Below are 13,038 nucleotides of genomic sequence, written 5' to 3'. Positions count from 1 at the left end.
AAGGTTACGGCGCTCTGGCTTAAAAATAAAATTGATTATATATTTATAATCAATCTTTATAAGTGGTAAGCAACCATGCACATTACATTGCGTCAGCTGGAAGTTTTTGCCGAGGTGCTGAAAAGCGGCTCGACAACCCAGGCGTCACAAATGCTGGCGCTCTCGCAGTCCGCCGTTAGCGCGGCCTTGACCGATCTTGAAGGGCAACTGGGCGTTCAGCTTTTCGACAGGGTAGGAAAGCGGCTGGTGGTGAACGAACATGGCCGCCTGCTGTACCCGCGTGCCCTGGCCTTGCTGGAGCAGGCAACGGAGATCGAACAGCTGTTCCGCGAGGACAACGGCGCTATTCGCGTCTACGCCAGCAGCACGATCGGTAACTACATCCTGCCGGAAGTGATTGCCCGCTACCGCCGGGATTTTCCGACCCTGCCGCTGGAAATGAGCGTCGGCAACAGCCAGGACGTGATCAACGCGGTGATCGATTTCCGCGTGGACATCGGGCTTATCGAAGGGCCGTGCCACAACGTGGATATCATTGCGGAACCCTGGCTGGAGGATGAGCTGGTGGTGTTTGCCTCCCCGGCCTCTTCTTTACTCCAGGGCGAGGTGACGCTGGAGCGTCTGGCGCAGGCGCAGTGGATCCTGCGAGAGCAGGGCTCCGGCACGCGTGAGATTGTCGATTATCTGCTGCTGTCCCATCTGCCGCAGTTCCAGTTAGGGATGGAGTTAGGTAACTCCGAGGCGATTAAGCATGCGGTGCGTCATGGCCTGGGCATTAGCTGTCTTTCCCGACGGGTGATTGCCGAACAGCTGGAGACCGGCTCTCTGGTTGAGATCCCCGTTCCGCTGCCGAAGCTGGTGCGCACGCTGTGGTGCATCCATCATCGTCAGAAACACCTTTCCAGCTCGCTCCAGCGTTTTCTGCGCTACTGCGCCATTTAACGTTCCCCGGTGGCGCTTCGCTTACCGGGGCTATGTGCGCTTATCACCCCACATTTTTATGCTTTACTTATAATCCTGGCCGAGTCATGAAGCTCTCTTATAACTGAGCATTTCTGCCGGAAGCAACGCAGATCGTCTGCTACAATCGCGCCTCATTTATTGAATGGACAGCATTTTCACATGGTTTCAGAAACTAAAACCACAGAAGCGCCCGCGCTACGTCGCGCACTTAAGGCGCGTCACCTGACGATGATCGCCATTGGCGGCTCCATCGGTACGGGTCTTTTCGTTGCCTCTGGCGCAACAATTTCGGCAGCCGGCCCGGGTGGGGCATTATTCTCTTATATCCTGATTGGCCTGATGGTCTACTTCCTGATGACCAGCCTGGGTGAACTGGCGGCATACATGCCGGTGTCTGGTTCGTTTTCGACCTACGGACAAAAATACGTTGAGGAAGGCTTCGGCTTCGCGCTGGGCTGGAACTACTGGTACAACTGGGCGGTGACCATCGCCGTTGACCTCGTCGCCGCACAACTGGTGATGACCTGGTGGTTCCCGGACACGCCAGGCTGGATCTGGAGCGCCCTGTTCCTGGCGGTCATCTTCCTGCTGAACTACATCTCCGTGCGCGGCTTTGGCGAAGCGGAATACTGGTTCTCTTTGATTAAAGTGGCAACCGTCATCATCTTTATCGTCGTCGGTGTGGCGATGATCGTTGGTATTTTCAAAGGGGCTGAACCGGCGGGCTGGAGTAACTGGACTATAGGCGATGCGCCGTTTGCCGGGGGCTTCTCGGCGATGATTGGCGTGGCGATGATTGTCGGTTTCTCCTTCCAGGGTACCGAGCTGATTGGTATCGCGGCCGGTGAATCCGAAAACCCGGAGAAGAACATTCCGCGCGCGGTGCGTCAGGTGTTCTGGCGTATCCTGCTGTTCTATGTGTTCGCGATCCTGATTATCAGCCTGATTATTCCGTATACCGACCCAAGCCTGCTGCGTAACGATGTGAAAGACATCAGCGTCAGCCCGTTCACGCTGGTCTTCCAGCACGCGGGTCTGCTCTCTGCCGCGGCGGTGATGAACGCGGTGATCCTGACGGCGGTACTGTCTGCGGGTAACTCCGGGATGTACGCCTCCACCCGCATGCTCTACACCCTGGCCTGCGACGGTAAAGCGCCGCGTATTTTCTCGAAACTGTCTCGCGGTGGCGTGCCGCGCAACGCGCTGTATGCGACCACGGTGATTGCGGGTCTCTGTTTCCTGACCTCCATGTTCGGCAATCAGACGGTCTACCTGTGGCTGCTTAACACCTCTGGTATGACGGGCTTCATTGCCTGGCTGGGCATTGCCATCAGCCACTACCGTTTCCGTCGCGGGTACGTCAAGCAGGGTCATGATCTGAATAATCTGCCGTACCGGTCAGGGTTCTTCCCGCTGGGGCCGATCTTCGCCTTCGTTCTGTGCCTGATTATTACCCTGGGTCAGAACTATGAGGCCTTCCTTGCGGACACCATTGACTGGGGCGCCGTCACGGCCACCTATATTGGCATTCCGCTGTTCCTGATCATCTGGTTTGGCTACAAACTGACGAAAGGAACACGCTTCGTTCGCTACAGTGAAATGGATTTCCCGGAACGATTTAAACAATAACCGCACTTCCTCTTTTTTAGCCCGCTCAGTTGAGCGGGCTTTTTTATGGGCAGATCAGAAGCTGTAGGTCATGCCGACGGTGTAGCGACGGCCATCCAGCACGGTGTCATACGTATCGTAATCAATCTGCTTATCGAGCACGTTATACACACCGGCAGTAACCAGCAGGTTTTTGTTGGCGTTGTAGCGCATACCGACATCAACCTGAGTGTAGGACGGCGTACCCTGGGACATTGACGTGCGGCTCAGGTACTCAGACGTTTTACCGCGCAGGTTGAGACGGCTCCAGAATCCGACATCTGGCGTCGCCTGCCAGTCCAGGGTGGTGTTGAACATGTGTTTCGGCATTTTGTTCAGTGGCTTGCCGGAGAACTGGCCGCTCTTCTGCTCAGACTCCGTATAGGTGTAGTTTGCAGTCCAGTTCACATCACGCGTGATCTTCCACCCGAAGGAGGACTCCACACCGCGCATGTTGGCTTTGTCCACGTTGACGCGATCGCTGACGAAATCATAGCTGTGATCGCCAATCGTACAGGCGGGATCGGCGCTGCTGTTACAGCGGCGAACTTCCGTAATCTTGTCCTTGAAGTCGGTATTAAACAGCGTTACGCCGGCATTCAGGTTATCGTTGTTATCCCAGAGCAGGGCGAGCTCTTCGCTCAGACTCTTCTCTGGTTTCAGATCCGGGTTGCCAACGATGATACCGTCAAGACGGCCGCCACCCGTTACCTGGCCCCAGCTGGCAGACGACTGACGCAGATCCGGCGCACGATAGCCAGCCGAAACCCCCCCTTTTAACGTCCACTGATCGGCCAGGTGCCATACGCCGTAACCGCGCGGCGTCCAGTTAGTACCGTAGTTTTGGTCTTTGTCCATACGCAGGCCGCCGGTCAACGTAAAGCTTTCCGTCATTGCCCATTCATCTTCGGCAAACAGGGCCCAGCTCCAGCGCGTCAGTTTGTTCAGGCCGTCAGCAGCTTCCAGCTGATTACCCTTGTCGCGCAGTTTCTCATAACGATACTGCCCGCCGAGGGTCAACGTATGATCGCCGAGGAAAATCTGGTTCTGGTTGTTGAAGGTGGTGTTATAGGAGCGCATTTTGCGACCTGGATTATTGGTCTCTTCCTGCTGGATATAGCTGGTGGTATTGAAGTCGTCGTAATACCCGCTGTGCGTTAAGGAGTAGGTCGTGTGCTCATAGCGCGAGTCGCTTTTGGTATTTGGCGTACAGGTTGTTCCCCGGCAGGTTTCAGCCGCTTTCGACATCCCCGGGGTGCTGTTTCTGTCCTGAAGCTCGCGAGCAAAGTCGAGGTCGAAATCGTTCTTCTCGTCCGGCGTGAAGTTCAGCGTAATGCCACCGTTACGCATTTTCTGCTCGTTATAGCCGTTCACGATTTTATCTTCTGCGCGGCGTGACAACAGCCCCGTCACTTTTGCGCCCAGCAGTCCGTCGATCAGGGGACCAGAAGCGTAGGCGTTGGTCTGGAAGATATCGCCGGAATCATTGTTTTCCTGGAAGGTCGCATCGCCATGCAACGAACCGGTCCAGGCTTTAGTGTTCGAGACTTTTTTGGTAATGACGTTAATTACGCCACCCATAGCATCGGAGCCGTAAAGCGAGGACATCGGGCCGCGGATGACCTCGATGCGCTCAATGGACTCCAGCGGCGGCAGCCAGCCTTGTTCAATACCCGAGTTGTCGCTGTTGGGGCGGGTGCTTCGCGTACTGACGCGTTTGCCGTTCACCAGGAACAGGGTGTACTGAGAGGCCATGCCGCGAATACTGATATCACTGCTGCTCCCGCCGCCAGTGACGACAACGCCCGGGACGTCTCTCAGGGCATCGGTAACATCACGGTAGGCTTTATCTTCAATCTGCTGTTTTGAAATCACAGAGATGGAGGCGGGGGCATTCTGGATTTTTTGTTCAAAACCCGTCGCGGTGACGACAACGGTGTCCTGATCGGCTGCGTGAACGAAGGGGGAACATGTGGCAGCGCCAATGGCAACGGCCAGGAGCTTAATGCGTGGTATTGTCATTTGTACATTCCGTATAAAAATGAATAAAACTCCATCGGGATAACCCTGAGAACTGTATGTTTTTGTCTTGTAAGAACTCTTTGAGATGGAGAAGAGCCTGGAATTGTACAAAAGAATGTAGAATTGTAAACACAAATGATAATTGAAATCATTTGTGTTTGGGTGTCGGAGACAGAAATCAGGCTGGATTCAAGCGGATAGAAGTATGTAAAGAGGGGGAGGGGAAGACCCGGTAGGCAGGAGGCGCTACCGGGCAAAAGGCGGAACTTATCTGAACAGATGCTCCGCATGGAAGCGGAGATGATCCTCAATAAAGGACGCCATGAAGTAATAGCTGTGGTCGTATCCCGGCTGAATGCGCAGCGTTAGCGGCCAGTCCTTCTGGCGCGCGGCTTCCGCCAGCACCGCAGGCTGTAGCTGTCCGGCGAGGAACTGATCCGCATCGCCCTGATCGATAAGCATCGGGATCGCATTCACCGAATCGCTCGCCAGCATCAACGCGCAGCTGTCCCATTCCTGCCATTTTTCTGCTTCTTCACCCAGATAGTGCGTAAAGGCTTTTTGCCCCCACGGCACCTGCGTTGGGTTCACAATCGGCGCAAATGCGGACACGCTGGTGTATTTCCCCGGATTTTTCAGCGCCATTATCAGCGCCCCGTGGCCCCCCATCGAATGTCCGCTTATCGCGCAGCGCTCGCTGACCGCGAACTGAGAGTGCACCAGGGCAGGCAGTTCATCGCGAATGTAGTCATACATGCGGTAATGGCTCGCCCACGGTTGTTCCGTGGCGTTGAGATAGAACCCGGCGCCTTTACCCAAATCGTATCCGGCATCGTCGGCCACGTCATCGCCACGCGGGCTGGTATCTGGCATCACCAGCGCAATGCCCAGTTCGGCGGCAATACGCTGGGCACCCGCTTTGGTGGTGAAGTTTTCGTCGTTGCAGGTCAGGCCTGAAAGCCAGTACAGCACCGGTGGATTGTCCGCAGGGGGCAGGAAAATGCTGAACGTCATAGCACAATTCAGCGCGGTGGAGTCGTGCCGCCAGCGCTGCTGTCGACCTTCAAAACAACGATGCTCTTCGAGCAGTTCCATGCAGGGCTCCTTAAAGGTAAGACGATTCATAAAACGCATAATACAGAGTTTTCATTGACCTGTGAGCAACTTTCACTTTCGCAGGACGGCGAGATGTTGCATCATAAATTTACTTTTCTTTAACAATTGGAGCGATCATGGCGCTGCGTATCGCGCTCAGCGGATTTGTGGTTCTGGTCGTGGCGATGGGGATAGGGCGCTTCGCCTTCACGCCTCAGGTGCCGCTGATGATAGCCGCCGGGCAACTCACGCTTACCAGCGCGGGGCTGGTGGCGGCAATGAACTATCTGGGCTATCTGGTGGGGGCATGGGATGCCATGCGCGCCCATCGCTTCGTTGAAACGCGTCTCTGGCTTGGCATCACCGGTGCGGTGGCGCTAACGCTGCTCTCCGCGGCGGCAGATAATGCCGTTGTTCACGGTCTGCTGCGCTTTGTGATCGGCTGCATGAGCGGCTGGTCGATGGTGCTGATTGCCGCCTGGACCAACGAGCGGCTGGGGCAGCTGGGCAAACCGGGACTCAGTGCGGCCGTCTTTGCCGGACCCGGGGCCGGCATCGCTCTGAGCGGCCTGCTGGCGGTCTATATTCAGGCGAAATCCTTGTCCGCCGGGGCGGCATGGCAAATCTACGGCGTACTGGCGCTGGTGCTGATTGTGCTGGTGGCGCGCTACCTGCCGCGGTCCGGGCAGCTCCATCGGCCCGGTACCGCGCCTGAACCGCTGCTGCTGACCGCAGATCTCAAGCGTCTGGTCTGGAGCTATAGCCTGGCAGGGTTCGGCTATATCCTCCCGGCGACCTTTTTATCGCAAATGGCGGCGGTGCGTTTTCCTGGCAGCCTGTTTGCCCAGTTTGTCTGGCCGATATTTGGCGCCGCCTCGGTGGTGGGAATTGCGCTCAGCATTGCCCTGCGGCATACATCAAGCGCTAACCGCAGGCTGGCGATTGTTCTGTGGTTACAGGGGATTGGCGTGCTGGCGGCCTGGCTGCTGCCGGGCATAGGCGGCTTGCTGACGGGTGGGCTGCTGGTGGGCGGCGGGTTCCTCTGCGCCGTGCAGCTCTCTCTTTTGTACGGTCGCGAGCTGGCGCCAGACCACACGCGTTATATGGCGGGACTGCTCACCACCGGGTATGCCATTGGTCAGCTGGTGGGTCCGGTCACGTCGGCACTGTCGACCTGGCTCACGCATCGGCTGGAACCTGCGCTGGGGCTGGCGGGGATCGCGCTGTTCGTTGGCGGAGCGTTAGTCTGGAACCGTCAGGCTGAAAGGCAACAGCAATTGCAATAATTATCGTCGTGAATACTGGATTATGTGCGTCGCCTCACGCACAATGAGCGCACACTTTTGCCACAACGAGGGCAAAAGACGCCACACCTGCAGGAGAAAAGAATGTCATCACTCAGTAAAGAAGCAGCCCTTGTCCATGAAGCGCTGGTTGCGCGCGGTCTTGAAACGCCACTGCGCCCGCCCGTGCAGGAGCTGGACAATGATACCCGCAAGAGTCTGATCGCCGGCCATATGACGGAGATCATGCAACTGCTGAATCTCGATCTGAGCGACGACAGTCTGATGGAGACGCCGCACCGCATCGCGAAGATGTACGTCGACGAAATTTTCTCCGGCCTGGATTACGCGAACTTCCCGAAAATCACCGTCATTGAAAATAAGATGAAGGTCGATGAGATGGTGACGGTACGCGATATCACGCTGACCAGCACCTGCGAGCATCACTTTGTGACCATCGATGGTAAAGCGACGGTGGCCTATATTCCAAAAGATACGGTCATTGGCCTGTCCAAGATCAACCGCATCGTGCAGTTTTTTGCCCAGCGTCCGCAGGTGCAGGAGCGTCTGACGCAGCAGATCCTGACCGCACTGCAAACTCTGTTGGGTACTAACAACGTGGCGGTGTCTATCGACGCGGTGCACTACTGCGTGAAGGCGCGCGGCGTGCGTGATGCAACCAGCGCAACCACCACCACTTCGCTGGGCGGCCTGTTCAAATCGAGCCAGAACACCCGCCAGGAGTTCCTGCGCGCCGTGCGTCACCACAACTAATCAGACAGGGCAGGGACCATGGAGCGAAACGTCACGCTCGATTTTGTTCGCGGCGTCGCCATTCTCGGTATCCTGCTGCTGAATATCAGCGCCTTCGGTCTGCCGAAGGCCGCTTATCTGAATCCTGCGTGGTATGGCGACATCACGCGCAGCGACGCCTGGACGTGGGCAATCCTCGATCTCTTTGCACAGGTTAAATTCCTGACCCTCTTTGCGCTTCTGTTTGGCGCGGGACTTCAGCTTCTCCTCAAACGCGGTACGCGCTGGATCCAGTCGCGTTTAACGCTGCTGGTTATCCTCGGTTTTATTCACGGGCTGCTGTTCTGGGACGGCGATATTCTGCTCGCGTATGGTCTGGTGGGGCTGATTTGCTGGCGGCTGATCCGCGACGCGCCCGGTGTGAAAAGCCTGTTTAATACCGGCGTGATGCTCTATGTCATGGGACTGGCCGTGTTATTGCTGCTTGGCATGATTGCCGATGCTTCCACCAGTCGTTCATGGATCCCGGATGCGGCCAACCTGCAATATGAGCAGTTCTGGAAGCTGAAAGGCGGCATGGAAGCGATAGGCAACCGGGCCGATATGCTCGGCGATAATCTGCTGGCGCTGGGCGCGCAATACGGCTGGCAGCTGGCGGGGATGATGCTGATGGGCGCAGCCCTGATGCGCACCGGCTGGCTGAAAGGGGAATTTAGCCTGCGACACTATCGTCGTACGGGAGCAGGGCTGGTGCTGCTCGGCGTGATCATCAACCTCCCGGCGGTGATGATGCAGTGGCATCTTCAGTGGGATTACCGCTGGTGTGCATTCCTGTTGCAGGTGCCGCGCGAACTGAGCGCGCCGTTCCAGACTATTGGCTATGCGGCGCTGATCTACGGCTTCTGGCTCCAGCTTTCCCGCCTGTGGATCGTCAGTGCGGTGGCCTGCGTTGGGCGGATGGCGTTAAGCAATTACATCCTGCAAACGCTGATATGCACCACGCTTTTCTACCGATTCGGCCTGTTTATGAAATTCGACCGCCTGACGCTGCTGGCGTTTGTTATTCCGATCTGGATTGTTAACGTGGTGTTTTCGGTTGTCTGGCTGCGTTTTTTCCGCCAGGGCCCGCTGGAATGGGCATGGCGACGGTTAACCGCCCGTGCTTCGGGCGTGTCATTGCGTAATACATCCAGATAACGATCTGGATCACAATCATTAACAAAACGGATGTAAGCGTTTTCATCTGTGTGAGCTTCTTCACGTAGTCTCCTCTCTCTCGCTGCCAGAATAGCCACCTTGCTAAACACAGGGGGTGTCTGTGAGTTGCTGCAATCCTTTAAAGGGTGGTGAATATGATCACCATTCGTGACGTCGCCCGCCAGGCGGGTGTTTCTGTTGCTACTGTCTCCCGCGTGCTGAACAACAGTGCGCTGGTCAGCCCTGAAACGCGTGAAACCGTAATGAAAGCCGTGACCCAGCTGGGGTACCGGCCAAACGCTAATGCCCAGGCGCTGGCGACGCAGGTCAGCGATACCATTGGCGTAGTGGTGATGGACGTGTCTGACGCCTTCTTCGGCGCGCTGGTCAAAGCGGTGGACGTCGTTGCCCAGCAGCACCAGAAATATGTGTTGATTGGCAACAGCTATCACGAGGCTGAAAAAGAGCGTTATGCCATTGAGGTACTGATCCGCCAGCGCTGTAACGCCCTGATTGTGCACTCTAAAGCCCTGAGCGATGAAGAGCTGGCCGGGTTTATGGAGCAGATCCCCGGCATGGTGCTGATCAACCGTATCGTCCCCGGCTACGCGCACCGCTGCGTCGGTCTGGATAACATCAGCGGCGCGATGATGGCGACGCGGATGCTCATCAGCAACGGCCATCAGCGCATTGGTTATCTGGCCTCCAGCCACGGTATTGAAGACGACATGATGCGCCGCGAGGGCTGGCAAAACGCCCTGAAAGAGCAGGGCATTGCGCCGCTGGAAAGCTGGGTAGGTACCGGTTCGCCGGACATGCAGGGCGGTGAAGCGGCAATGGTGGAACTGCTGGGGCGTAATCTTCAGCTGACGGCCGTGTTTGCCTATAACGACAGCATGGCGGCAGGTGCGCTTACCGCGCTGAAAGACAACGGCATTGCGGTGCCGCAGCATTTATCGCTGATCGGCTTTGACGATATCCCGATTGCCCGTTACACCGATCCGCAGCTGACAACGGTGCGTTACCCCATTGCGTCGATGGCGAAACTGGCGACAGAGCTGGCGTTACAGGGGGCGGCAGGGCTGTTAGATCCTGACGCAACGCATTGTTTTATGCCGACTTTAGTACGCCGCCATTCGGTCGCTATCCGACAAACTGTGGCTCCGATCACTAACTGATAACATCACGTGATGTAACCGTTTTCAATCTGTGAGTAAATTCACAGTATCTTAACAAGCCGCTGTCTATGATGTCAGCGTTTTAGGGGCTGAAACACAATGTAACGGTGATTATTCACTTTTACCGTTACCAGCATGCCTCAAACAACGAATAAAACGCATTTCTGGAGCGTTACCGAACACGGAAGCTGGACATTTTATAAGTGAACTTCGGCGATCAGTAACGTTTTATTAACTTCTGCCCGCCGACCGTTTTTCACAAGAACTACCCTGCATAAAAAAAACCGGAGATACCATGAATAAGAAGGTGTTGACTCTGTCTGCTGTCATGGCAAGCATGCTTTTTGGCGCAGCAGCGCACGCAGCGGATACCCGTATTGGCGTGACTATCTATAAATACGACGACAACTTCATGTCCGTTGTGCGTAAAGCAATTGAAAAAGATGCTAAATCAGCGCCAGACGTGCAGCTGCTGATGAATGACTCCCAGAATGACCAGTCCAAACAGAACGATCAGATTGACGTTCTTCTGGCAAAAGGCGTGAAAGCGCTGGCTATTAACCTGGTTGACCCGGCTGCGGCAGGCACGGTGATCGAGAAAGCGCGCGGCCAGAACGTGCCAATTGTCTTCTTCAACAAAGAACCTTCCCGTAAGGCGCTGGACAGCTACGACAAAGCGTATTACGTGGGTACCGACTCCAAAGAGTCCGGGATTATCCAGGGCGATCTGATTGCGAAACACTGGGCGGCGAACCCGAACTGGGATCTGAACAAAGATGGTCAGATTCAGTTCGTTCTGCTGAAAGGCGAACCGGGCCATCCGGATGCTGAAGCACGTACCACCTACGTTATTAAAGAGCTGAACGACAAGGGCCTGAAAACCCAGCAGCTGGCGTTAGACACCGCAATGTGGGACACCGCTCAGGCGAAAGATAAGATGGACGCGTGGCTGTCTGGTCCGAACGCCAACAAAATTGAAGTGGTCATCGCCAACAACGATGCGATGGCAATGGGTGCGGTAGAAGCGCTGAAAGCCCACAACAAATCCGCCATTCCTGTATTCGGTGTGGATGCCCTGCCAGAAGCGCTGGCGCTGGTGAAATCTGGCGCTATGGCCGGTACCGTGCTGAACGATGCCAACAACCAGGCGAAAGCCACCTTCGATCTGGCGAAAAACCTGGCCGACGGTAAAGGCGCCGCTGACGGGACTAACTGGAAAATTGACAACAAAATCGTTCGCGTTCCTTACGTGGGCGTAGACCAGTCCAACCTGGCTGAGTTTATCGGTAAATAAGTTATCTGCATTGTCTTCACTGGGCGCAATTCGTTGCGCCCTTTTATAACGCGATATGCGAGGCCAACAAGGTATAATTATGGTCAGCACAACTACTCAGTCGTCCGGTGAATACTTGTTGGAAATGACCGGTGTCAACAAGTCATTCCCCGGTGTTAAGGCGCTCGATAATGTTAATTTAAAAGTTCGTCCACACTCTATTCATGCGTTAATGGGTGAAAACGGTGCGGGTAAATCAACATTATTAAAATGCCTCTTTGGGATCTATCAAAAAGATTCTGGCAGCATTCTTTTTCAGGGAAAAGAGATCGACTTCCATTCAGCGAAAGAAGCGCTGGAGAACGGTATCTCGATGGTACACCAGGAATTAAACCTGGTTCTGCAACGTTCAGTTATGGATAATATGTGGTTGGGTCGTTATCCAACCAAAGGTGTCTTTGTCGATCAGGATAAAATGTATCGCGACACCAAAGCCATTTTTGATGAGCTGGATATTGATATCGACCCGCGCGCACGCGTCGGGACATTATCCGTTTCCCAGATGCAGATGATCGAAATTGCCAAAGCGTTCTCCTATGATGCGAAAATCGTGATCATGGATGAACCGACATCGTCATTAACGGAAAAAGAGGTTAACCACCTTTTTACCATTATTCGTAAGCTGAAAGATCGCGGCTGCGGCATTGTCTATATCTCACATAAAATGGAAGAGATCTTCCAGCTGTGCGATGAAATCACCATCCTGCGCGACGGCCAGTGGATCGCCACCCAGCCGCTGGAAGGGCTGGATATGGACAAGATCATCGCCATGATGGTTGGCCGTTCTCTGAACCAGCGCTTCCCGGATAAAGAAAACAAGCCAGGCGAAGTGATTCTGGAGGTGCGTAACCTGACCTCGCTGCGTCAGCCGTCTATCCGCGATGTCTCTTTCGATCTGCACAAGGGGGAGATCCTTGGCATCGCAGGGCTGGTGGGCGCTAAGCGCACCGATATCGTGGAAACCCTGTTTGGTATCCGTGAGAAAGCCGAAGGCACCATTACGCTGCACGGTAAGAAGATCAACAACCACAACGCCAACGAAGCCATTAATAATGGCTTTGCGCTGGTGACGGAAGAGCGTCGTTCCACCGGTATTTACGCTTATCTGGATATTAACTTTAACTCGTTAATTTCTAATATTCGCAATTACAAAAATAAAGTCGGGCTGCTGGATAATTCCCGCATGAAGAGCGATACCCAGTGGGTGATTGACTCCATGCGCGTGAAAACGCCGGGCCACCGCACGCAAATTGGCTCACTCTCGGGAGGGAACCAGCAGAAAGTCATTATTGGTCGCTGGCTATTAACCCAGCCTGAAATTCTGATGCTGGATGAACCTACGCGCGGTATCGACGTGGGTGCAAAATTTGAGATTTACCAGCTGATCGCCGAGCTGGCGAAAAAAGATAAAGGGATCATTATTATTTCTTCCGAAATGCCGGAATTGTTAGGGATCACAGACCGTATTCTGGTTATGAGCAATGGTCTCGTTGCCGGTATTGTTGAAACCAAAACGACAACGCAAAACGAAATTTTGCGTCTTGCGTCTTTGCACCTTTAAGATCAG

The 13,038-nt window shown here is 54.9% G+C and carries 10 protein-coding genes; 8 read left to right on the top strand and 2 right to left on the bottom strand.

The genetic code is table 11. The annotated features are described in order from the left end of the window. Positions 1-75 precede the first annotated feature (75 nt). Both yieE and IPZ49_RS00910 read left to right on the top strand, forming a co-directional pair. Positions 76-942: a DNA-binding transcriptional regulator YeiE gene (gene yieE / locus IPZ49_RS00915; RefSeq protein WP_017383387.1), complete on the top strand. Its 867-nt coding sequence runs from the start codon at positions 76-78 to the stop codon at positions 940-942. A gap of 180 nt (positions 943-1,122) precedes the next feature. Continuing rightward, positions 1,123-2,592 carry an amino acid permease gene (locus tag IPZ49_RS00910; RefSeq protein WP_006811308.1) on the top strand — a complete coding sequence of 490 codons (1,470 nt, stop codon included), beginning with the start codon at positions 1,123-1,125 and terminating at the stop codon, positions 2,590-2,592. Between the two features lie 54 nt (positions 2,593-2,646). Here IPZ49_RS00910 and IPZ49_RS00905 read toward each other — a convergent pair whose 3' ends face one another. Both IPZ49_RS00905 and fghA read right to left on the bottom strand, forming a co-directional pair. Further along, a complete protein-coding gene (locus IPZ49_RS00905; RefSeq protein WP_015572315.1) occupies positions 2,647-4,632 on the bottom strand; it encodes a ligand-gated channel protein in 1,986 nt (661 codons plus the stop codon). Between the two features lie 267 nt (positions 4,633-4,899). After that, positions 4,900-5,727: an S-formylglutathione hydrolase gene (fghA, locus tag IPZ49_RS00900; RefSeq protein ID WP_062938285.1), complete on the bottom strand. Its 828-nt coding sequence runs from the start codon at positions 5,725-5,727 to the stop codon at positions 4,900-4,902. 137 nt (positions 5,728-5,864) lie between these two features. On the opposite strand from fghA, the gene IPZ49_RS00895 reads away from it, so the two are divergent. From IPZ49_RS00895 to mglA, 6 genes are all read left to right on the top strand, one after another. After that, positions 5,865-7,013, top strand: coding sequence for a YbfB/YjiJ family MFS transporter (locus IPZ49_RS00895; RefSeq protein WP_017383385.1), 1,149 nt, complete (start codon positions 5,865-5,867; stop codon positions 7,011-7,013). Between the two features lie 102 nt (positions 7,014-7,115). Beyond that, on the top strand, positions 7,116-7,784 hold the full coding sequence (folE, locus tag IPZ49_RS00890) for a GTP cyclohydrolase I FolE (protein WP_015572317.1): 669 nt from the start codon (positions 7,116-7,118) through the stop codon (positions 7,782-7,784). Positions 7,785-7,802: 18 nt separating this feature from the next. Next, the gene (gene yeiB, locus IPZ49_RS00885; protein ID WP_063138636.1) at positions 7,803-8,960 is read left to right on the top strand and encodes a DUF418 domain-containing protein YeiB; all 1,158 of its coding nucleotides are present in this window, start codon (positions 7,803-7,805) and stop codon (positions 8,958-8,960) included. A 155-nt stretch (positions 8,961-9,115) separates the two neighbouring features. Continuing rightward, on the top strand, positions 9,116-10,138 hold the full coding sequence (gene galS / locus IPZ49_RS00880) for an HTH-type transcriptional regulator GalS (protein ID WP_003859324.1): 1,023 nt from the start codon (positions 9,116-9,118) through the stop codon (positions 10,136-10,138). 295 nt (positions 10,139-10,433) lie between these two features. After that, positions 10,434-11,432: a galactose/glucose ABC transporter substrate-binding protein MglB gene (mglB, locus tag IPZ49_RS00875; RefSeq protein ID WP_017383382.1), complete on the top strand. Its 999-nt coding sequence runs from the start codon at positions 10,434-10,436 to the stop codon at positions 11,430-11,432. Positions 11,433-11,511: 79 nt separating this feature from the next. Then, complete coding sequence (mglA, locus tag IPZ49_RS00870; protein ID WP_003859320.1) at positions 11,512-13,032, top strand: galactose/methyl galactoside ABC transporter ATP-binding protein MglA; 1,521 nt, start codon at positions 11,512-11,514, stop codon at positions 13,030-13,032. Positions 13,033-13,038: the final 6 nt, after the last annotated feature.

The sequence above is a fragment of the Enterobacter cloacae complex sp. S2 genome, from assembly GCF_015159675.1.
In the GTDB taxonomy this organism is placed as follows: Bacteria; Pseudomonadota; Gammaproteobacteria; order Enterobacterales; family Enterobacteriaceae; genus Enterobacter; species Enterobacter intestinihominis.
Note: the sequence above shows the minus strand (reverse complement) of the source record. Positions and strands in the feature narration are given on the sequence as shown.